Raw genomic sequence first — 22,835 nt, 5'->3', positions numbered from 1 at the left:
CCGCGCCGGAAAAGCCGCCGACCGGCGGCCAGGCGATCCCCGCCCCAAAGAGACTCGCCGGATCGTCTGCGGCCAACACCGCCATCGCGGTACGGCGATCGGCGCCCGGATCATCGTTTCCGGCGTAAGCGCGCAGCGCATCGACCGTTTCGCGCGCAGCGAACTGAGCGGGACCCAGCCCCTCGACGAACATGCCGCGCAGAAGATCGCCCGCATCCTCCATCGATCTGAGGACGGGCATGAGAGAGCCAAGGCCGCCGGAGACGCCGGCCGCAAGAGCGATATCCCTCGTGAGCACGCCGTAGCGGTCGAGCAGCGAATCGACGAGCGCGATGGCGCGCACGGTATCGTTTTCGTCCGAAGGGGAAACAAGCGACCAGCGCCCCGATTGCACGGCCCTTACATTCCCGAAAGACGACTTCCCCATCGCCTCGGAGTAATCGGCGCGCGCATGTGCCCGACGGCTGCTGACGCGGCGGCGGCTCGCGCTGCGGGCGCGGGGTGCCGATTCGGCTGACGCCACGATTCGCACCGGTGCGAACGTATCGTTTGTAACGCGTCCCTGCCACATGAGCCGCTGCAGCATCGAGGCGACGGAATCCTCGTCAACGCGGACGGAGGCAAGCCTGCGTCGGACGGCGTCGACGATCTGACGGAAGAACAGACCTCCCCCAAACCCCAGAGCTTCGACGATCGCCGTCCCCATCGACGCGCTGTCTGCTTCCTGCGCGCCATCGCCGAAACGATCGCCCGCCAACCGGGAATCGCCCGATTCCGAAACCGCGGATTCGAATACGCCGTCTTCGGCATCGGGCTGCAAGGGCGCGAAGGGCGAATCGGTCGGATAAAACGCGATGAGCCCCGCTGCCGCGGACGAAGCGGACGAAGTGCGGTTGCGAGATCCGAAGTCGGCCCCGGCCGTTGAAGAGCGGGCTTTCCCGTGGCCGGGATCGGCATCGATCGATTCATCCCGATGACCTCCCACCCACATGACCTCGCCCGATGCGATCAGCTCGTCGAGCATCGAAGGGCGGTAATCGCGCACGCGGCTCGGCAGAACCACCGATTCCCACAGAGTCGCGGGCAGATACACCCCCTCGAACTGCGAGAGAACGTGCGCCACGCCCTCAACGCCCTCGAAACGCCCCCGGCCGAACGAGCCCGCACCCTGCAGATCAAGCAGAAAGCGCACGTACGCATCGCTGCCGACGGGGCGAACGGCTTTGCGCGCCTTGGCAAGAGAAAGCGATCGCAGCCGCTTGAACACATCGGCCGAAACCCATTGTCGCACCTCGCCTTCGGCATCCGCCGTCCCACCGTCTTCGCTCTTGAAGCGACCCCGCACGATCCGGCCTTCGGCCGCAAGGCGTTCGAGCCCGTCACGGGCAACCGCACAGCCGATCCCGAAAGCCGCCGCGGCATCCGCGGTGGCGAAGGGGCCGTGCGTGCGTGCAAAACGAGCCAGCAACTCATCGAGCGGGTGGTATCTGCCGGGCGAGCCCCCCGACGGCTCGGCCAGCTCCGAAGAGGCCGTCCACGCAGGAGCATCGGTGCCGAGCGCGTCGCGAAGAAGGCGTGCGTCATCAAAGGAGGCCCACCGGCTGGCGCCGCCGATAGTCGCAACGAATGCACGATGCGAACGCGCCAGCTCATCGAGCAGCGCCTGGGCTTCTCCAAACGCGCAGGATGATCCGCCTGCGGCATCCTCGTCGCATCCGCCATCTCGCCTCAGTCGTTCGGCCACCTCGCCAACCGTAAGCGGGCCCAAAGCGCGGAGCAGGTCGGCTACGCCCTCGACGCCCCGCACGCGCCGGTCGGAAGCGAGGCGCTGCAACTGCGATTCGACCGTTCGAACCACCTCGGGATCGATAAGTCCGCCTACCTCGTCGGAGCCCAAAAGCTCACCCAGCAACGTGGGGTCGAGCGACAGAAGCGATGCCTTTCTTTCGGCATTCGGAAGATCGCCGTCATAGAGATGATCGCCTACGTAACCGAACAGGAGCGGCGCAGCGAACGGCGAAGGCGTCGAAGTCTGCGCTTCGACAAGCCGAACCGCTCCCGCTTGAATATCGTCCACGAGGGCGAGGAGGGACTCCATGTCGTAGACATCCTGCAAGCACTCGCGCGCAGTTTCGGCAAGCAGAGGAAAATCCCCTTCGCGCCGAGCCGCCTCGAGGAGCTGGCCCGCACGCAGACGCTGCTGCCATAAAGGCGCCCGCTTGCCCGGAGCGGTCGACGACATGAGCAGCGATCGCGCCGCGCATTCGCGGAACCGAGCCGCGAACAGCGAAGTCGAATCCACCCGATCGCGCACGACGCGCTCTAGCTCGCTCGGATCGAACGCGAACAGCTCGGCACCGGGCAGCAGGGTTTCGCTCATCGGAATGCGCAAGATGATGCCATCGTCCATCGCAAGCGTCTGGGGATCGAACCCGCGGGTTCGCACGATGCGATCGGTCACCGCCATCGCCCACGGCTCGTGGACGCGGCGCCCGTAGGGCGAATGGAGCATGACCCTCCAATCGCCCTGCTCGTCCTCGCAACGTTCGACGACAAGCGTCCGATCGTCGGGAACAAAGCCCGTAGCGGCACGCTGGGCGCCGATGAGCTCGATAAGGTTTCGCCGCGCGTTCTCGTCGAGGCCATCAGCGCAAAGACGGGCCAGCATCCCCGGCTCGACGCCGCCGCAAACGCCCTCGGCGTCATCGCCCTCGTCTTCGTCGGGCGCATCGAGCGCCGAAGCGACCGCACGGACGAACGCGCCTTTCGCCCTTCCCGTTTCGGCAGGCCGCCCAATGCCTTCGCCATGCCAGAACGGCAAGCGAGCCGAACGTCCCGGTGCCGGTTCCACGATAACGCGGTCGCGCGTGATTTCGCGGATGCGCCACGTGCTCGTACCGAGCGCGATGATGTCGCCCACCCGCGATTCGTAGACCATCTCCTCATCAAGCTCGCCCACGCGCCGCCTGCCCGCCTTGGCATCGGCCTCGGGCAGCACAACGGAGAACATGCCGCGATCGGGAATGGTGCCCGCCGCGGTAACCGCTTGGCGCTGAGAGCCTGGGCGGGCAATGAGCAGGTTGCGCTCGCGATCCCAGATGATGCGCGGCGAGAAATCGGCAAGTTCAGCGGACGAGTACGCGCCGCTCAACATGCCGAGCACGGCATCGAACGCACGGCGCGGAAGATCGGAAAACGGAGCGCAGCGGCATACCGTCGCATACCACTCGTCGGGAGAGACATCCTCCATCGACACCGCAGCGACCGTTTGCTGAGCGAGCACATCGAGCGGGTTTTTTGACAACCGTCGTCTTTTCGATGGCTCCCGCCGACATGCCCTCCGACACGACGGCGGCGTCGATGACCTCGGTGCGCGTGCGCGGGTACACGATGCCTTCCGATCTGCCGCCGACCTGATGGTTCGCACGGCCGATGCGCTGCAGGCCGCTCGCCACCGAAGGCGGCGGCGCCACTTGCAGCACGAGGTCGATCGATCCCATGTCGATGCCAAGCTCGAGACTCGACGTGGCCACGACGCACGGCAGTTCGCCGGCCTTGAGCTCGCGTTCGACCTGCTGTCGGCGCTCCTTGGATACCGACCCATGATGGGCTTTCGCAATGACTTCGGCCGTTGCCTGGGCCAAATCGGTTGTAGCGCCCATCCCCGACCGAATGCCACTCGCAACGGCTTCGCCCCCCTCGGGAAAGGCGCCTTTGCGCTTCGCGTAAAGCTCGTTGAGACGCGAGGTGAGCTTTTCGCACAAACCGCGCGAATTCACGAACACGATGGTGGTGCGATGCGCAAGCACNACCCACCGTGCGCACCGTTTCCCGAGCTTTGGGGGGGAGCAGGAGGTAAAGCGCCTCAGGCGTGGTGAGGAGGAGGTCGGGGGGATGGCGCACGAGGGCCCGACGCTCTTCGGGCGTCGTATCGCCGGTACGCATGCCGGTGCGCACAGACGGCATGGCCGCCCCCGCCTGCGCGATGCGCTGCGCAATGCCCGCGAGCGGCTCCTGCAAATTGCGCTCGACATCGGCCCCGAGCGCCTTCAGCGGCGAAACGTAAAGCACGCGCACGCCCTTCACGGGCAACGAAGCGCTTTTCGCCCGCTTGCCTCCTGCGGCTTTTTCCGGCTTCGCAACGGCGTCGGCGGCTGCATCCCTCGCAGCCTCCTCAAATTCCGCACCGCCCGCGGCGGCTGCATCCCTCGCACCGACTTCCGACCCCGCACCGCCCTCGGCACCGGTTCCCCCTCCCGCACCTACCTCTGGAAAGGCCGCCCTCTCCCGCATGAGCGCATCGATCGCGAACAAAAACGCCGCGAGCGTCTTGCCCGATCCAGTCGGGGCGATGACGAGCGCGTTCTCTTTGCGCGCGACAACTTCCCAAGCACGCTCCTGCAAAGGCGTCGGCGCCGGGAACGTATCGAGAAACCATCCGCGCACCCCATCGGAAAAGCGTGCGAGTACGGAAGCGTTCGCGCCTGCGGCTTGTTGCGATGCAATGTGTACGGCACCCGCATCAGCTGCGAGGGTGCCCGACGATGCGTTGCGAGCGGAGCCCGAAGCAGCCGCAAGGGCATCCGACGACGAGGACGGATGACCCGAGACGACCCGCTCGCCTTCCGCAGCCGTACCTTCCTCCGTATTCGAACTGTTCGCTGCTTCCATGGCCGCATCGCTTTCTTCCCAGTGCCCTGATTCCGTGAAAACATAGTATCGCACGAACGTTCGTTCTAGGCTACCCGCAGGACGAACTGGAGCCTCCTCTTGCAGAAATATACGACCATGAACCGCGATTTCTTTCTAGAGCGAGTCGAGAAGCCCCTCGATCACGCGGTTCGCCGCACCCGGATCATCCCATGTTCGACCCGTACCCGACTCCGTCGACGACGGCCAAAGGATGCCCGACATGCGCGCTCTACTCGCCGCCGCAAAGCCGATGGATACCCGGCACGCACGTTCCATTCGCCACCGCAAAGCCGATGGATACCCGACATGCGCGTTCCATTCGCCACCGCAAAGCCGATGAGAGATGTATAAGAACCTCCCTTGTGAAAAACATGCCGAAAATGGCAGCCAAGGCAAGCTTCTGTCAAGTTTTCATCCGGTAGGTAACTTATTTTATTTTCGCGACCAGGGGAAACGCTCGTGACTGAACTCAAGCGGCGCTGCAAACGGCCATCGACGACTCCAAATGGCGACAGAAGCTTGCCTTGACCGCCATTTTGAGGTCATTTCGCGTGAGGAAGCTGTTTCGCGCAATGCTGCACGCCCCGAAAACCCCACCCGAACATGCAAAAAGCGGCCACGGCACCATCGCCGCAGCCGCCTTTGAGACGCCAGGCAAATCGATGCCTAAACGTCGGCCTCCAAGTAGTTGTCGAACTCGTCGGTAACCTCTTTCGAAGGCTCCTTGGTTGCCAGAGACACCACGATGATGGCCAGCAGGCCGAGTACGAACGCCGGAAACAGCTCGTAGATGCCGAACCATCCGCCAAGGGGCTTGATAAACGCGTTCCATACGAGCACGGTAACCGCGCCCACAACCATGCCCGCAACAGCTCCGGGCAGATTCGTGCGACGCCAGTACAGGCTCATGAGCATAAGCGGACCGAACGACGCGCCGAACCCGGCCCATGCGTACGACACGACGCTGAAGATCGACGAGTTCTCGTCGAGGGCGATCACGATGCCGAACAGAAGCACGACCACGAGCGTCAGACGCGCGACGATCATAACCTGGCGATCGGTCGCATCCTTCTTGATGAGGCCCTTGAAGATATTGGTTGCAACGGCCGAGCCCGAAATGAGCAGGTACGAAGACGACGAGCTCATCGATGCGGCGAAGATGCCCGACACGACAAGGCCGCAGAAGAACGCCGGCAGAAGCATCTGCGACAACACGATGAACACGTTTTCGGCTGCCGACTGCGTAAGAAACTCGGTCGGGATGACCGCGCGGCCGATAAGGCCGATGAGAACGGCGGCGCTCAGCGAAACCACAACCCAGACCGTCGCGATGATACGCGATTTCTTGATCTCGTCGGAATGGCGCACGCTCATGAAGCGCACGAGAACCTGCGGCATGCCGAAGTAGCCGAGGCCCCACACGAGGCCCGAGATGATCGTGACAAGGCCGTACTCGTTCGGAGCACCGAACAGGGGCATCCCCTCTTCGACGATCTGCTGCCCGGCGGAATCGAGCACGGGGGCAGCCATATGAGTGCCGCTCAAGAACCCGGGGATGCCCTGTAGGAACGCCACCGTGTTGTCCACGCCGCCGGCAGCCGTAACGCTGCCCACGAATACGACCACGAGCGCCGTGACCATGAGCATGCCCTGCACAAGATCGGTCGTGCAAACCGAAAGGTAACCGCCCACGAACGTATAGAGGAACACGATGAGCGCACCCAGAACCATCATGGTTGCGTAGTCGAGCCCGAACAGCGTCGAGAACAGCTTGCCGCACGTAACAAAGCAGCTGCCCACGTAAATGCAGAAGAACAACAGGATGATAATCGCAGCGATTGTCATCAGGATGTTCTTCTTGTCATGAAAGCGGTTCGAGAAGAAATCGGGCAACGTGATGGAGTTGTTGGCCACTTCCGAGTACTTGCGCAGGCGCCTTGCCACGATTTTCCAGTTCAGATACGTGCCGAGAGCCAAACCGATAGCCGTCCACATGGCATCGGATGCGCCGGTGAAATACGCCACACCGGGCAAACCCATAAGCAGCCATCCCGACATGTCGGACGCCTCCGCCGACAGAGCCGTAAGCCATGGGCCGAGACTGCGACCGCCGAGAAAATAATTCTCGGACGAGGCGTTCGACTTCTTTGCGTACACAAAGCCGATGACGACCACGACGATGAAGTAGATGAGCATGGCGAGCAATACCCAGAAATCGTTGGAAACCATGTATTCGCTTCTTCCCCTATAATGAACAATACGGTGGGATTATACTTTATCTCAATGGAGTATCCTCCTTCTTTTTGATGCATCTATCGGGCGAGACGGTGAAAGGAAACACAATGCCGACTTATGCAGACCTATCGACGGGCGAACTTGAGGAGCTGCGCAGGCAGCTTGAAGAAGAGTACGCAGGATTCAAAGCCAAAGAGCTCAAGCTCAACATGGCACGGGGAAAGCCTGCCGCAGCCCAGCTCGATCTGAGTATGCCGATGCTCGACATCATCGCCTCCGATGCCGATTTCAAAAGCGAAGACGGAACCGACTGCCGCAACTACGGCGTAGTCGACGGGCTGCCCGAAGCGAAACGGTTCATGGCTTCGATGCTCGACGACGAGGCGGAAAACGTCATAATCTTCGGCAACGCGAGCCTGAACATCATGTACGACGCCGTCGCCCGCTGCTGGATGTTCGGCACGCTCGGCTCGACGCCGTGGTGCAAGCTCGACACCGTCAAATGGATCTGCCCCGTACCTGGCTACGACCGCCATTTCGGCGTGACCGAGGCGTTCGGCATCGAAATGATCAACGTGCCCATGCTCGCCGACGGCCCCGACATGGACGAGGTGGAGCGCCTCGTCGCCCAAGACGAATCGATCAAGGGCATCTGGTGCGTGCCGAAGTACTCGAACCCCGGCGGCGTCACCTACTCCGACGAAGTCGTCACGCGCCTCGCCGAAATGGAATGCGCAGCCGAAGATTTCCGTATATTCTGGGACAACGCCTACTGCGTGCATCATCTCTACGAGGATGCCGCGGAGCAGGACCACCTCATGGACATCGGCGATGCGTGCATCGAGGCGGGCAACGCGCACCGCTACTTCAAGTTCGCATCCACCTCGAAGGTCACCTTCCCCGGCGCGGGCATCTCCGCCATGGCCGCAAGCCCCGAAAACATCGCCGAGATCAAGGCGCGCATGGGCGTTCAGACCATCGGGCACGACAAGCTCAACCAGCTGCGCCACGTCCGCTTCCTGCACGATGCCGACGGCCTCGCTCGCCACATGGCGAAGCACGCCGCCATCGTGCGCCCGAAATTCGAGCTTGTCTGCCAAAAGCTCGAAGCGGGCCTCGGAGAAACGGGCTGCGGCACGTGGAGCAACCCGCGCGGCGGCTACTTCGTCTCGTTCGATGCGCCCGAAGGAACCGCAAAGCGCATCGTCGGCCTGGCCAAGGAGGCAGGCGTGGTCATGACCGGCGCCGGCGCCACGTATCCGTACAAAAACGACCCGAAAGACAGCAACATCCGCATCGCCCCCACCTTGCCCCCGCTCGAAGAGCTCGAAGCGGCCATGGACGTGTTCGTCTGCTGCGTAAAGCTCGCCAGCGTGGAAAAGCTGCTCGGGGCATAGGCGAAAAGCAATCTGCGATGCAAGCCGAACCGTTCGATTGGCGAAAAGCGGTTCGGCTTGTTGCATGTTCCAGACGGAAAGGACCGCATGATTTCAGAGGAAGAGATCGGCCGCTTGTGCTATCCGCGCACGTACCAGCGCGCCCTCAAGATCGCAGCCTCGGATAGAAGCATCCTCACCAAGCAGTGCCGCTACGACGAATCGGAAACGGCGTTGAGCGCGTTTTTCGTGGGGAGCAGCGGGTGGAACGAACGTTACCGCACCTCCGTCATCTTCGACGAAGAGGACGATTGCATACTCGATTACTCCTGCACCTGCCCCGCCATGGCCTCCTACGACGGCATGTGCAAGCACTGCGCCGCGCTCGTGCTCTCCTACAACGACCACCCCGAACGATTCCTCGGTTTCACCGAAAAGCGCCCGACAGCGCAAACCACCTCCACGAGCATCGCCGCGTTCATGGAGCGCAGCCGGCAGGTTTCAGCATCCGATGAGGCGGGGTTCATCGATATCGAAACCACGCTCGGCTACGGATACAACCGCTGGACCGCTCATTTCAAGGTTTCCGGCCCCAACGGGTCCTACGTCATGAAGAGCATTTCCGAATTCGTCGGCCGTATGCGGAAAGGAGAGCGCTTCGCCTACGGCAAGAAGCTCGAATTCACCCACGCGCCCGCCATGTTGACCGATCGGGGGCGGGCAATCGCCGCGTTTCTCGACAAGGCGGTTTCAGTGCGCAGCCATGCCAACGATGCGGCCTCGTGGCGCTACCGTGGCCGCGACGATACGGGGCGCGATCTCGAGCTTTCCGATGCCGAGCTCATCGAGCTCGCCGATCTGCTTGACGGAACCGTCTTCCGCATAGAAGGAACCGACTACGGCGTACGGTCGATCGCGCAGGCGAGCATCGTGCACGCCGATCCCGACATCGACATCAAGCTCAACAAGGTGGGCGCGGACGGCTACGCGATCGCCCGCGACAGCACGATCCCGTTCGCCGCACACGGTGACCGCATGTACCTTTGGCAGGGCGACGCCCTCTTCCGCTGCTCGCCCGGGTTCGCACGTTGCGCCGATTTCCTGCGCAATGTCTACGACAGCGACGACGACAGGCTGTTCGTCAACGCCGCCGACATGCCGCTGTTCTGCGCCACCGTGCTGCCGTCGATCGAAAATCACCTGCACGTTCAGGCACCCGCCGAAATCGATGCCTACCGTCCCGTTCCCTGCCGCCTGGAATTCTACTTCGACAAAGACGACAAAGCAGTTACCTGCGAAGCGAAAGCCGTCTACGACGCGCGGCACTACGACCTTTTCGCAGATGATGCGCAGACAGATTCGCAGAGCGTCCTTCCGGGACCGCTGCGCGACGACCTGCTCGAGACAGCCGGCGTCAGGGCCGCGAACCGCTACTTCAAAGGCCCAGGTCAACGCATTCCCCTTGAAGACGAGGAATCAGTCGCGCGCCTTCTGTTCGACGGGCTAGCTGAATTCCAAGCCCTCGGCACCGTGTTCACGACGCCCGCATTCGACCGGATGCTCGTCGATCGCAAGCCCCGCATCTCGTTTGGGCTTTCACTTGCGGGAAACCTGATCAACCTACTCGTGTCATCCGAAGACCTCCCGTCCGAAGAGCTCGGCGCCCTGCTTGCAAGCTACAGGAAGCGCAAACGCTACCATCGCCTGAAAAACGGCGCCTTCGTGGATATGGAAGATTACGACCTCGCAGAACTCGACCGCATCGTCTCAGATCTGAGCATAACCGCCAAGCAGCTTGCGCAAGGCTCCATCGATCTGCCCTCTTTCCGCGCGTTCTACCTCGATGAAGAACTCGAAGACGCCCGCAGAGACGAAACGTTTTCCCGCTACATCGACAATTTTCGCAACCCCGACCCCGGCAGATACGCCGTGCCCGCTGCGCTCGAAAAAACGCTCCGGGCATATCAGGCGGAAGGGTTCCGCTGGCTGAACATGCTCGTCGATAGCGGGTTCGGCGGCATCCTGGCCGACGAGATGGGGCTGGGAAAATCGATCCAACTTATTTCGCTGCTGCTCGCCCGACGAGCCGAGGCGAAAGCCATCGGACCGAGCCTCATCGTATGCCCTGCATCGCTCGTGTACAACTGGATGGCGGAATTCGAACGGTTCGCACCCGAGCTCCGGGTGTGCGCCGTTGCGGGAACGAAGCGGGAGCGGGCGCGCCTGAGAAACGATGCGAGCAGCTACGACGTACTCGTCACCTCCTACGATCTGCTCCGCATCGATTCGGACGATTACGAACGCTGCGAGTTCTTCTGCTGCGCGCTCGACGAAGCGCACTACATCAAAAACCACGCCACGCTCACGACGCGCAGCGTCAAGCGGATCAAAGCACGGAATCGCTTCGCACTGACGGGCACCCCCATGGAAAACAGGCTGAGCGAGCTGTGGAGCATCTTCGATTTCCTCATGCCGGGCCTCTTGGGTTCCTACATGCGCTTCCGCGAGAGGTTCGAGCTGTCCATCATGGGCGGCGACGAAGATGCCGCGCGCAGGCTGCAGGCACTCGTCGGTCCGTTCATGCTGCGCAGGCTCAAGGAAAACGTGCTTGCCGATTTGCCCGACAAGCTCGAATCGGTGGTGTATGCGCAACTCGAAGGCGAGCAACGGCGTCTCTACGTCGCAAGCGAACAGCATCTGCGCGATTCGCTGACCGAGCAGCGCAAGAACCGCAAGGATAAGAGCTTCAACGAGAAGAAGGTCGAGGTGCTCGCCGAACTGACGAAGCTGCGCCAACTGTGCTGCGACCCGCATCTGCTGTACGAGAACTACGAAGGCGGGGCCGCCAAGCTCGACACGCTTGCCGAACTCATCGATTCCGCGATCGATGCAGGCGAAAAGGTGCTCGTCTTCTCGCAGTTCACCAGTTTTCTCGCGCTCGTTGCGCAGCGGCTCGACAATCAGGGCGTCCCCTACTACACCCTCACGGGGGCAACTGCGAAGAAAAAGCGCCTCGAGCTCGTGAACGCATTCAACGAGGACGATACCCCGGCGTTCCTCATGTCGCTCAAAGCAGGGGGGACGGGCCTCAACCTCACAGGGGCATCCGTCGTCATCCATACCGATCCCTGGTGGAATTCGGCTGCGCAAACCCAAGCAACCGATCGCGCCCATCGAATCGGCCAGACAAAGATGGTCAGCGTGTACAAGATCATCGCAAAGGATACTATCGAAGAGCGCATAGTCAGGCTCCAGGAGGCGAAAAGCGAACTTGCCGATCAGATCATCAGAGCAGACGAAACCGTTTCGCTCGAGAACCTCTCCAGGGAAGACCTGATCGAGTTGCTGCAATCGAAGTGACAGGATCGGCGCAGCCCGCACGGCGCGCTCGCAAACCCCAAATCCGCTCGGCCCGCCCGCAAGCCGCTTCGTTCGCGCACCGCGGCTACGCCAGAAACCGCTTTTCGAAATCATCGGCCGTAACCGGCTTCGATACGAGAAACCCCTGAATGCAGTCGGCGCCGATGGTGCGCACGGTGTCGAGCTCGGGAGCCTCTTCGACGCCTTCAACCGTCACTTCGATGCCCACGCTGTGGCACAGATCGATGACGGCATCGATGAACGAGCGGTTGAACGCCTCCGCATCGATGTTCTTGATGAAGGCGCGATCGATCTTCACGATGTCTGCAGGAGATTGCGAAAGCATTCCAAGCGACGAATACCCCGTTCCGAAATCATCCATGGCAAGACGGATTCCAAGATCGCGCAACCGGCTGAAGACCGTCTTGAGCGCATCGAGATCCGTCACAAAGTAGCTTTCCGTCATCTCGAGAACAAGCTGGGACGGATCGACTCCCGTCCGAGCAAGCGCATCCTGAACGAAACCGATGAAATCGGGCTCGAAGAGCTGCAGATACGAGATGTTGACGTTCATGACGAAACCAGGATGAGAGCCACTCCATTCGGCGCATCGGACAAGCGCCTGATCAAGAACCCACCGGCCTACCTGGCTGATGAGCCCGTATGACTCCAAAACGGGAACGAACTCGTCGGGGCCCACCGGACCGAGATCCCCCGCATCCCACCGAAGCAGCGCCTCGGCGCCTCCGATGCGCATCGTATCCGCGTTGACGAGCGGCTGGTAATGAACCGAAAAGCCGCGCATGCCGTTGAGGACGGAAGCTTGCAGCCGATCGCTGAGTTCAAGCCGTCTCAGCTTAGACTCGGTCATGTCGGGAGAGAAGAACGTCATGGTGTTCTTTCCCCGATGCTTGCTTTCCTCAAGCGCGCTTTTGGCGTTTTTGGTCAGATCGGACCCGTTCGATGCGCCTTCGCCCGCCATCGCGATACCGCCCGAAACCGTGCAGAAGTAGACGATGCCGTCGATATTCTGCTGGCGGTTGGCAAAAGCGTGGATAGCGCGATACAGATCCTTCATATCAGATTTGTCGGCCCCATCTAAAACGATGGCGAACTCATCGCCGTCGAAGCGAAAGATCGAAGCGTCGTCGGGCAGCATGCGCTGGATGCTCTGCGCGAAAACGCGAAGGACAACGTTGCCGAAAGCATGATCGTTCAAAGAATTGACGCGCGAGAAGTCATCGAGGCCGAGCAGCAGAACACCGCCTTCCGCACGGTCGTTCAAAAGCATCCTATCGAGAACCTGCAAGCATTTATCGTGCATGAACAAACCCGTTGTCGGATCGATCTTGCCCTTGCGCTCAAGGTTCGTAACGACGCCGGCGAACATCTTCGGAAGACCGTCTTCGTCCCTGCGCATAAGCCCGCGGCACACGACCCAGACGTACTCCCCCTTGCGGTTTTTTACCTGGTATTCGATATCGTGGACATCGGTCACGCCGGCAAGCATGGCATCGATGGATTCATCGAAGCTCTGCCGATCCCGCTCGGCGATGAGCGGGCGCCACAACGGGATGAGGCCTTCGAACAAACAGTCGGGCAGATCGAAATCCGCATACATGTTATCCGAGATGAGCGCCCGATCGGTCTTCATGTCGATAACGTACAGGTAGTCGTCGGTGCTGAACGCCACGGCGTCGTAAAACAAGCGCGGATCAAGGTCGAACGACTGTAGCGCTTCTTTCGTGTTCACCCGGTTCGCACCCCGTCCGATGATCTTTTTAGTAATGTTTTGATAACTCTATTGTACCGAGCTCCAACCGTCAAGATTCCCTCAGGGGTAAGATCGGATAATGTTGCAGATTTGTATCCGAAAGGACGCAGGCAGCGCTGGGGGAAGCGGCTTTCGCGCAAATGCTATACGCGTTCGGCGAACTTGTATCCCACGCGCCATACGGTAAGCAGGTACTTGGGCTGCGAAGGGTTGTCCTCGATCTTCTCTCGGATCTTGCGGATGAACACCGTGATGCTGCTCTCATCGACATCGCTTTCCCCTCCCCAGATATGCTCGTATATCTGGGCGCGGGTAAACACCTGGCCGGGGCTTGCAGCCAGAAGCGCGAGGATTTCGAACTCCTTCGCAGTCAAATCGACCTTCTGGCCGCGCAGCCGCACCTCGTACTGATTGAAGCACACCTCGATGTCGCCGGTGGCATTGCTCCCTTCGCGCGTGATGGCCTTTGCGAAAGCGAGATCCGATTTGTGGCGCCGCAGATGCGCCTCCATGCGCAGCAGAAGCTCGTCGGAACTGAACGGCTTCACCACGTAGTCGTCGCCGCCCGCCTTGAAGCCGATGCTCTTGTCGACGATATCCCCTTTTGCGGAAAGGAAGATGATGGGGATGCGCCGACCGTCTTCGCGCATCTTCCGGCACACGTCGAACCCGTTCGTTCCCGGCATCATCACATCGAGCAAAAGAAGATCGGGCTTCTCCGTCGCAAGAACCTTGAGCCCCTCATCTCCCCCGTAGGCCGAGCAGAACGCATATCCTGCATCCTCGGCCAAACGCCTGACGAGCACATGAAGGCTCTCGTCGTCATCGATGAGCATCACCTTTGCCGGATCCATTATTCTCCATCTCCCTCATCATCGGAAGCACTGCGTTTCGCCGGTATGCGCACGGTGAAAACGCTGCCTTTGCCGAGCACGCTCTCCACCGATATGCTGCCGTTGTGCATTTCGGTGTACTCCTTGGCCAACGCCAGCCCGAGACCCGTGCCGCTGTACTTGCGCGAGGCCGAGGAGTCGACTTGCACGAATCGCTCGAACACGCGCTGCTGGTCTTTTTTCGCAATGCCGATGCCCGTGTCGGCAACCCTGAGCCACACTTCCCCGCATTCGGGATGATAGCTGATGGCCAACCGCACAGAGCCGCCTTCCGGCGTGAACTTCACCGCATTGCCCGCAAGGTTTTCGAGTACATGGCGAAGCTTCTCGAAATCCGCTTCCACAAGCGGCACGTCGGCATCGATTTCACACGTGAACTCGATGCCGTTTTGCTTGGCCAGCGGTTGCACGACCGACTGCACCAGCCCGGCGATATCCCCCAAATCAACCGTTTCCACATTCATCTCTATCCTGCCCGCATCCAAACGGCTCATTTCCAAAATGTCGTTGATCATGAACAAGAGCGCCCGGCTGTTAGCCTCGATCTCGCGGCGCGTTTCGGCTTCCTTCTCGTTTTTCGGATCGCTCTCTTTGTTCAGCATTTCCGCGAACGCGATGATGGAGGTGAGCGGGGTGCGCAGCTCATGGCTCATTATCGCCAAAAAATCCGATTTGTACCGATTCTCGTCGCGCAGGCGATCGTTAGCATCTTCGAGTTGCGCACGCTGACGCTCGAGAACGTCGTTTGCGCGAGCAAGCTGCGCTGTACGGTCTTCGACCTGCGTTTCGAGATTGCCGTAAATCGCCGAAAGCTCCTCTGCCATCTGGTTGAAATCAGCCGTCAGCGTGTTCATCTCGCGCGACGATTCGGTGTAGGCAAGTTCGACGTCAAGGTTTCCCGTTTGAATCTGTTCCACGCCGGCCTGGATTTTATTCAGCGGCCGCGTGACGAGATACCCGAGCGCAACATACACGACGACGAGGCAGAACGCGAGCATACCGCCGAAGAAGATGACATCTTGCACGATAGCGGATTGCTCGTTTTCCCGATACACGTCAAGCGGCATGATGATGCTGATGGCACCGCCGTTATCCCCGATCGACCAGCCTTCCTTCGGAAATCCGGTCACATCGATCTCGCCTTTGGGCTCACCATGGCAATCGAGGCAGTTCTCTTCGATCGTCATGGGAGCCAGATAGCGAAACACCTCTTCGCCTTCGTATTCGGTTACCTCGTAGTATTCGGCAAGGCCTTCTTCTTTGAACGCGTTGAGCGCGGCCGCCTCGAATTCGTCGGGCGCATCGGCGGCATTGCGCGGATCGAAGTTCACGAAACGCGTTTCGTACTCCGATTGCGACGTGAACAAAAGCCCAATGCTGCGACCCACGATCGCACAGTGGAGTCCCTGGTAAATTCCGTCTTCCGTGTAGGATATCTGCTCGAGGCGATCCTGGTTCGAGGCCATGAATTCCCACATGGCATCCATTTGCTGAGCGAGCACTTCGCCCTTTTCCCGCAGCTCGTTTTCCATCTGCGCACGCTTGTTCACCGACGTCCACGCAAGGTTTGCAAGCAGAGACGCCGCGATCAGCGCCGATATCAGCACGACGAACTTCGTTTTCAGCGTGACGTTGCCCATGATCCCCCACTACAGTTCGGCAAACAGCTCCCCGATAACCTCGGCATCGCGTTCGCACACCAGGGCGGCAAGCGACGCGAACGAGGGATAGAAAGAGCTTATACCATCAACCTCGTTCATGCGATCGGAAAATTCGCGAATCCAGACGAGCAGATGGCTTTGCAGGAAGTCGGCCTGAGACGAAAGAAGCTCCTTGCATCGATCGACGTCCCCTTCCTCGAAAGCCTGCACCGTACGCTCGGACAGGGCAGCCATGAAGCTCAACTCGGTTGCCAGATGATCATCCGGCTCATGCGGGTAACCAGCCGCACGAAATCCTTGGGAGCGGTACGCCTCGCGAACGGCAAGGGTGCTTTCCTGAAACAGGAGCCCCTCTTTTGAAACGAAAACCGACTCCCACGGAGGAACGGGAGGCGTGTTCGGACCGATGAACAATCGGGTGTATTCGCCGCACAGCTCATCGAGCGTCCCCCGAGCCCGGGCGGCATCGCTTATCAATCCCCAAAGCTCAACGCCGCAATCGCCATCCCCGTCAAGCAGCGAGCACGCCTCCTTTAAGACAACGTTATCCGAAACGGCATCGAGAAGGGTTCCGTCCGGCTCGAAAACGAACGCCCTCGATAGGCAATGGTATAGAAAAACCCTGTTTGCAAGCAGTATTCTTACATCGGAGTCAAGCGTTGAAACAGATTCTTCCGTGTCGGGCGCGCAGCATGACGATCCTTTATCGTTTGCCATTTTCCCTCCTCACGAAAGCCGCGGCTGCTTTCCCAGCCGCGGCTATGGTTGCTCGGCTACAGTATGACCGCCACCGGATCGGCCTCGAGTGCAGCGCCTTTCGGCATTATCGCCAAAGAGGGATGCGTCTTGTCCGAATCGGGAAGAACGGCGATTTCATCAACCGCATCGGGATGAGCGGCACGCAACTCGTCGATCGGCCCAAACTCAAGCGCGCGCATCGGGCATGCTGCAACGCAGGCGGGTTGCTCCCCATTGGATCGAAGCTCGATGCAGGCATTGCATTTATGGGTCAGCTGCACGTCCTCAAGATACTGAGGAACGCCATACGGACACGCGTTTACGCAGTATTGGCAGCCAATGCACTTGCTGTCATCATGCTGAACGGTTCCGTCCTCTTCATCAACGTACATAGCTTGATTCGGGCAAACCGCAACGCACTCAGGCGCCTCGCAATGGTTGCAGGTGGAGGCGTAGTGGTAGAGCATCGCATCCGGGTACGTTCCCACCTGATACGAGTCAACGCGGCGAAACAGAATGCCGACGGCAAGATCGTTTTTGTCTTTGCACGCAACTTGGCAGGTACGGCATCCGACGCATCTGCGATTGTCGAAATAGAAACCCTGACGAGTCATATGTTCCCCCTATTCCGCATCGATGATACGCTGAGGCCATAGGGCGTCGGGCTCAAGCGGATCACCGTCGTATTTCTCAAAATTCACGTTGTAATTGTTGTATCCGGAAACAAAGCTATCGCTCGAAATGCCGCCCGACAATACGTTTTCCGCACCGCCATGGTCTATCCCCGTCTCCTCGTCCACATCAACCCAGGATCCATGGGGCAGCGCTATAACCCCGGGCATTATCGTCTCCAAAACACTCGCTCTGCGCAAAACCTTGCCGAAATCATTCCAAATCAAAACCGTATCACCGGTCTCGATGCCTTTCTCGGCAGCGTCGGATGAGTTGATGAACACGGGGTTTTCGAATGCCTCGCGCAACCATGGCACATTGTTGAGGGTCGTGTGCGCACGGCGAAGGTAATGAGGAGTGAAAAACAGGTACGGGAGGTCGCCCTTAACCTGATTGTCCCAGTCGCTGAACGTGGTTTCGTACCCCTGCACGGGAACCCGATATGTCGGATAGGGCTTCGCATCAGTATTGCCCCGCGAAGCGGCAACGATGTTGGCAAGCTTCGACTGGCTGTATATCTCGAACTTCCCGCTTGCCGAAGGACGAGGATTGTTTTCGGGGTCATCGATGAAGTCCTTGTACGCGATGTAGTAGTGTTTGTCGTTTTCCGCGCGTTCAACCTGATAGATTCCCTTTTCCATCAACTCGCCGATACCGATTTTCCCCTCTTGGGGCTCTCCCTCGACACCCCACTCATCGATATCGTCTTGGGTGATGGTTGCAAGCTTGGAGCTGGTGATGCCGTCGTCCTCCGTTGTTACGGAAGTTGCGATCGCGTTGAAATACTGCTGCTTGTCGTCTAAGGGGATTACCTGCTTGGGATCGAGTCCCATTCTCTCCGCGATTCCGCATGCTATATCGTAATCGGTCCGAGATTCGAAAAGCGGTTCGGTAATTTGCGAAGGGTATATCTGGTACTCGCGACTCGATAGGTTCAGATAGCAGAACGCGGATGTCTTCTCCCACTGCGTGCAGGCAGGCAGAATAATGTCGCAGTATTTCGCCGACGTTGTCAGGGTATACGCTTGGCAGTATGCGAAATCGACCTTCCTGAACGCTTTGATTCCAGCCATGATGTCAAGGCTGCTCTGCAGGAAATTCGATACGTCATCGACCATGATCACATGGATATCGACCTCCCGCTCAACCGCCTCGGGAAACGGGGCAAAGTCGATGCCGGCGCCTATGTCGACGAACTTGCCATCCAGAACGGCCTTCCAGCGCTCAGGATCGGGGACCTGGTAGTTCAGCTCTCCAAAAGCGATATCGAGTCCCGATCCCCCAACCGTTACAAGGGAGGGCCCGCCAGCGCCGGCAGTCGAGTGAAAAGCCGATCCGCACGAATGACCTGATTTTCCCATATGACCGCCCATGGCGCCAATGGTCATGAGCATTTGAGGAAAGTCTTCCGCCCCCTTGTTTCTCGCTGCGGCAAAGCTATGCAGAATAGCTACCTTATTCTTCTTGCCGATGGTCTCGGCAAACCAGACGATGTCTTCAACCGGCGTACCGCAAATGGTTGTCGCCCACTCAGGAGTTTTGGGAACCCCATCGTAATTGCCCAAAACGTAGTCGTGAAAGTTCTCGTCCGTCGTAGCGTCGGCAGGCATGGTATCGCTGGTAAATCCAACCGTGTACTTCGAGAGAAAATCCCAGTCGATAAGCTCTTTTTGCTCATCTTCGGCGATCATCGTATAGGCAACCGACAACAGGAATGCTATATCGGTTCCCGGCCGCACGCGAATCCACTTCGCCTCGAACAGCGAAGCCGATGGGTTGTAGCTCGGGCCAACGTAAACGAAATCGGTTCCCGCTTCCTTAGCTCGCCAAAAATAGCTGCAATGATTGCCGGCAGAGGCCCATGCGGGATTGCATCCGTAGAAAACGATCGTGTCCGAATTGACGAGATCGAGGCGATCGTTTGCACTTTCGCACCAATAGGTGCCAGGCCCCACCCCTACGTACGGCAACCCGATGCTTCGGTAATAGAAGTTAAACGTGCCGTACGACGATGAGTTGACGCACCGCACGGCTCCCCCGAGTGCCGCAGCAATCCTCAGACCGTATCCCAACGGCCATCCGACGTAATAGACCCCCGTCGGGCCGTAGTTCTCGTATGCCTTCTTCAGTTCAGCAGCTACGTAATCAAGCGCTTCATCCCACGAAATGCGCTCCCACTCATCGCAACCGCGGAGCTCTTTTTGACCGCCGCCAGGCTCCCAATGCTTTCTCTTGAGAGGGTATTTGATACGATCGGCTCCAAAAACTTGCTGCCGCTGGCTTCTCCCTCTGAGGCACCCGCGTATCTGAGGATGCTCCAACGTGTCCTCGTGCGTATCATCCGTCTTCTGGCGCACGACAATGCCGTCTTTGACCAAAACCTTGTTGAGGCATCGGCCGCCGCAATTATGCCAGCAGGCTGCCGTCTTCCATTCTCCGGTCACGATGTCTCGCGCGACCGCCTCAGCTTCTTCAACGGGTTCGACTTTATTCGGAGAGCATCCCGCCAATCCCCCCGAAACAGCCAAAGCCGCCGTGGCCGCCGCGCTTGCCTTCAGGAAACTCCTTCGGCTCAACTCCGACGATTGCCGAACCTTTTCAAGATAGCTCGTCATTGGTCCTCCTTACCATGCGTGTCTTCCCCCTAGGAGCGGCGCATTCCTGCGCCTACAATGAGATTACGAGCTGCAAAGATTAATGGCTATTTTTTCGTCATTGAGAATTCCTTAATTATACCTTTCCAAATTCTTACCGATATAGATGCACGACAACCCACGCGATCGGGATGCGGGTCGTCATTTGCAAGCGACAGGGACATGCCGACGACGATTCAGCAGCGAAGCAAGGTTAGCGAAAAACCGATCAGCCCCTGATCTGCTCGCTTTTTGCCAGATTCATACATGAAAAAGGACCCGGGAGGCCTTTTCTGCACGCTTCTGCTCGCAAGCTGCGCCGTTTGCCCAGCTTGCAGATCGCGGGCTGGCTTCGCGGGGCATTCAAGGGGATTCGTTTGTATGAATCTGGCAAAAAGCGAGCAAATCCGGGGCGTTCGGGCGCCGAGGGTCGGCGCCAGCCCGTTCAGAGTCTCGAATCTCCAGAGCCTCGAATCGCCGCTTCGTCAGACGCTTTGCAAAAGAATCGCCAGCGACTGCCCAGTTGCAGGGCCTTGGCGGCAAAAAGGCCGGCGGCGCTATGCCGTCGGCCTTCTCGAAACAAGATCGAACTCGTGCTTTATGCAAGCAGAGCCAGCAGCGGAACCAGCAGAAGCGCCACGATGTTGAACACTTTGATCATGGAGTTCAGCGCGGGGCCCGCGGTATCCTTGTAAGGATCGCCGACGGTGTCGCCGGTAACGGCAGCCTGATGGGCGAACGAGCCCTTGCCGCCGTACTTGCCCTCTTCGATGAGCTTCTTGGCGTTATCCCACGCACCGCCGCCGCTCGTCATGGAAATGGCGACGAACAGGCCGGTGATGATGGTGCCCACGAGCGCACCGCCCAGAACAAGCGTGGTGAACTCGAACGCCTGGGGGTAGCCGATCGCGTTCAGGATGAAACCGACGACGATGATGAGGATCGGGGTGCCGATCGGGATCATAGCCGGAAGAACCATCTCGCGCAGAGCCGCCTTGGTCACGAGGTCGACGCACTTCGCGTAGTCGGGCTTGCCCGTACCCTCCATGATGCCGGGGATCTCCTTGAACTGACGACGTACCTCTTCGACGACGTCGCCTGCAGCCTTGCCAACGCTCGTCATCGCGCGCGAGGCGAACAGATACGGCAGAAGACCGCCGATGAACAGGCCGATAAGGACGAACGGGTTCGCCAAGTCGAACGAGAACACAGCGCCGGTCTCCTCGGTCACCGTGTGGGTGAAGTCGGCGAACAGCACGACGGCGGCGAGAGCCGCAGACGCGATTGCGTAACCCTTGGTGACGGCCTTCGTGGTGTTGCCGACCGCATCGAGCGCGTCGGTGTTCTCGCGCACGCTCTCAGGCAAACCGCTCATCTCGGCGATGCCGCCCGCGTTGTCGGTCACAGGGCCGAAGGAGTCGATGGCAACGACGATGCCGGCCATCGAGAGCATGGAAAGAGCAGCAACGGCGATGCCGAAGATGCCGCCCAGGAAGAAGCTCGCGAGCGTGGCGATGACGATCACGAGGATCGGGAGGCCGGTTGCCTCCATGCCCACGGCCAAGCCCTGGATAACGTTGGTGCCGTGGCCCGAAACGCTGGCCTCGGCGATGGATTCGACCGGTTTCTTCTCAGATGAGGTGTAGTGATCGGTGATGTAAACCATGGCCGCTGTCAGAACGACGCCGATCACGGCACAGATCCAGATGGACAGAGGCGTGATGCCGACCGGAGCGAGCGAGGTGTTCACCACGGTGACATCGCTGAGCATCCACTGGCAAATCGGGAAGAACGCGACAATCGCGATGATCGCCGAAATCCAGAGGCCCTTGTAAAGCGCGCCCATAATGGTGCCGCCCTGGCTCATCTTCACGAACAGCGTGCCGATGATCGACGCGATGATCGACGCGACGCCGATGATCACGGGGAACCCGAGGGAAACGGCAATGTTGCCATCGCCGAACGCAAGGTTGCCGATGAGCATGGCTGCCACGGTGGTCACAACATAGGTCTCGAACAGGTCGGCGGCCATGCCGGCGCAGTCGCCCACGTTGTCGCCCACGTTGTCGGCGATGACGGCGGGGTTGCGCGGATCGTCCTCGGGGATGCCCGCTTCAACCTTGCCGACAAGGTCGGCTCCAACGTCGGCCGCCTTCGTGAAAATGCCGCCGCCGAGACGGGCGAACACCGAAATGAGCGAACCGCCGAAGCCCAAGCCCACGAGCGCGGAGAACGGAGCGATGCCCGCGAACACGAGAAACGACATGACGGACACCGAAAGGATGCCCAATCCGATCACGAACATACCGGTGACGGTGCCCGATTGAAACGCCACGCGCAGGGCATGGCCCAGCCCGGTACGTGCCGCTTCAGCCGTGCGCACGTTCGCAGCAACCGAAATGCGCATGCCGATGAAGCCGGCGGCGGCCGATGCGACGCCTCCGACGATAAAGCCGATCGCCGTCCAGATTCCGAAGCCCGATACGCCCAAGAAACCGGGCACGAGCAGCACGACGGCCACGACGACGCCTACGATGGCGACGGTGCGGTACTGGCGTCCAAGATACGCCATGGCGCCTTCCTGGATAGCCGATGCGATGCCTTGCATCGTTTCGTTGCCTGCTGGCAACTTGTTGATCCGAGAGATCAAGACACCTGCGTAGATGGCTGCGATAACGCCCGCTACCAGGCCCAAGATCAGGGGTAGTTCTGCCATTGGGTCCCTCTTTCCTTCCTTGTTTGGTGCATGGTCATTTTACGTACGTGCATACTATACAAGAAAAGAGGCTTGATTATCGTCC

Annotated in this window: 11 protein-coding genes and 2 pseudogenes; 2 read left to right on the top strand and 11 right to left on the bottom strand. The window is 59.8% G+C overall.

What is annotated here, in order from left to right; genetic code table 11:
- From C1719_RS06130 to putP, 4 genes and pseudogenes are all read right to left on the bottom strand, one after another.
- The coding region (locus C1719_RS06130; protein ID WP_180963496.1) for a DNA glycosylase AlkZ-like family protein at positions 1 to 3,304 on the bottom strand (3,304 nt) is incomplete at its 3' end.
- Between the two features lie 178 nt (positions 3,305 to 3,482).
- Positions 3,483 to 3,662: pseudogene (locus C1719_RS16350) on the bottom strand (helicase-related protein); the annotation flags it as partial.
- A gap of 226 nt (positions 3,663 to 3,888) precedes the next feature.
- Positions 3,889 to 4,671, bottom strand: a pseudogene (locus C1719_RS16030) (DEAD/DEAH box helicase); the annotation flags it as partial.
- A gap of 687 nt (positions 4,672 to 5,358) precedes the next feature.
- The gene (gene putP, locus C1719_RS06125) at positions 5,359 to 6,921 is read right to left on the bottom strand and encodes a sodium/proline symporter PutP (protein WP_102374316.1); all 1,563 of its coding nucleotides are present in this window, start codon (positions 6,919 to 6,921) and stop codon (positions 5,359 to 5,361) included.
- Between the two features lie 113 nt (positions 6,922 to 7,034).
- On the opposite strand from putP, the gene C1719_RS06120 reads away from it, so the two are divergent.
- Positions 7,035 to 8,324, top strand: coding sequence for an aspartate aminotransferase type Ic (locus C1719_RS06120; RefSeq protein WP_102374315.1), 1,290 nt, complete (start codon positions 7,035 to 7,037; stop codon positions 8,322 to 8,324).
- An 87-nt stretch (positions 8,325 to 8,411) separates the two neighbouring features.
- Positions 8,412 to 11,663, top strand: a complete 3,252-nt coding sequence (locus C1719_RS06115; RefSeq protein WP_102374314.1) for a DEAD/DEAH box helicase — start codon at positions 8,412 to 8,414, stop codon at positions 11,661 to 11,663.
- Positions 11,664 to 11,748: 85 nt separating this feature from the next.
- Here the strand turns inward: C1719_RS06115 and C1719_RS06110 are convergent, their stop codons facing one another.
- From C1719_RS06110 to C1719_RS06080, 7 genes are all read right to left on the bottom strand, one after another.
- Positions 11,749 to 13,416, bottom strand: a complete 1,668-nt coding sequence (locus tag C1719_RS06110) for a putative bifunctional diguanylate cyclase/phosphodiesterase (protein WP_102374313.1) — start codon at positions 13,414 to 13,416, stop codon at positions 11,749 to 11,751.
- 164 nt (positions 13,417 to 13,580) lie between these two features.
- Positions 13,581 to 14,291: a response regulator transcription factor gene (locus C1719_RS06105; RefSeq protein WP_245874385.1), complete on the bottom strand. Its 711-nt coding sequence runs from the start codon at positions 14,289 to 14,291 to the stop codon at positions 13,581 to 13,583.
- Entirely contained in the window at positions 14,291 to 15,970 is a 1,680-nt protein-coding gene (locus C1719_RS06100) for an ATP-binding protein (RefSeq protein ID WP_102374312.1), read from the bottom strand. The genes C1719_RS06105 and C1719_RS06100 overlap by 1 nt, the downstream gene beginning before the upstream one ends.
- Before the next feature lie 9 nt (positions 15,971 to 15,979).
- The gene (locus C1719_RS06095; protein WP_102374311.1) at positions 15,980 to 16,708 is read right to left on the bottom strand and encodes a TorD/DmsD family molecular chaperone; all 729 of its coding nucleotides are present in this window, start codon (positions 16,706 to 16,708) and stop codon (positions 15,980 to 15,982) included.
- Positions 16,709 to 16,764: 56 nt separating this feature from the next.
- Positions 16,765 to 17,343, bottom strand: a complete 579-nt coding sequence (locus C1719_RS06090) for a 4Fe-4S dicluster domain-containing protein (protein ID WP_102374310.1) — start codon at positions 17,341 to 17,343, stop codon at positions 16,765 to 16,767.
- A gap of 9 nt (positions 17,344 to 17,352) precedes the next feature.
- Positions 17,353 to 20,016 (bottom strand): molybdopterin-dependent oxidoreductase, encoded by a 2,664-nt coding sequence (locus C1719_RS06085; RefSeq protein WP_102374309.1) that lies wholly within the window; start codon positions 20,014 to 20,016, stop codon positions 17,353 to 17,355.
- Positions 20,017 to 20,632: 616 nt separating this feature from the next.
- Positions 20,633 to 22,750, bottom strand: a complete 2,118-nt coding sequence (locus C1719_RS06080) for a sodium-translocating pyrophosphatase (RefSeq protein ID WP_102374308.1) — start codon at positions 22,748 to 22,750, stop codon at positions 20,633 to 20,635.
- Positions 22,751 to 22,835 lie beyond the last annotated feature (85 nt).

Origin of the sequence: Raoultibacter massiliensis (assembly GCF_900199545.1) — a bacterium.
GTDB lineage: Bacteria > Actinomycetota > Coriobacteriia > Coriobacteriales > Eggerthellaceae > Raoultibacter > Raoultibacter massiliensis.
The sequence above is the reverse complement of the archived record's forward strand: the minus strand, read 5'-3'. Positions and strand labels throughout refer to the sequence as shown.

What these genes read in the sequence shown, in the direction of transcription:
- C1719_RS06085 (WP_102374309.1), bottom strand. Translation starts at nt 20,016, where the DNA reads ATGACGAGCTATCTTGAAAAGGTTCGGCAATCGTCGGAGTTGAGCCGA.
- C1719_RS06115 (WP_102374314.1), top strand. Translation starts at nt 8,412, where the DNA reads ATGATTTCAGAGGAAGAGATCGGCCGCTTGTGCTATCCGCGCACGTAC.
- C1719_RS06095 (WP_102374311.1), bottom strand. Translation starts at nt 16,708, where the DNA reads ATGGCAAACGATAAAGGATCGTCATGCTGCGCGCCCGACACGGAAGAA.
- C1719_RS06080 (WP_102374308.1), bottom strand. Translation starts at nt 22,750, where the DNA reads ATGGCAGAACTACCCCTGATCTTGGGCCTGGTAGCGGGCGTTATCGCA.
- C1719_RS06090 (WP_102374310.1), bottom strand. Translation starts at nt 17,343, where the DNA reads ATGACTCGTCAGGGTTTCTATTTCGACAATCGCAGATGCGTCGGATGC.
- C1719_RS06100 (WP_102374312.1), bottom strand. Translation starts at nt 15,970, where the DNA reads ATGGGCAACGTCACGCTGAAAACGAAGTTCGTCGTGCTGATATCGGCG.
- putP (WP_102374316.1), bottom strand. Translation starts at nt 6,921, where the DNA reads ATGGTTTCCAACGATTTCTGGGTATTGCTCGCCATGCTCATCTACTTC.
- C1719_RS06105 (WP_245874385.1), bottom strand. Translation starts at nt 14,291, where the DNA reads ATGGATCCGGCAAAGGTGATGCTCATCGATGACGACGAGAGCCTTCAT.
- C1719_RS06120 (WP_102374315.1), top strand. Translation starts at nt 7,035, where the DNA reads ATGCCGACTTATGCAGACCTATCGACGGGCGAACTTGAGGAGCTGCGC.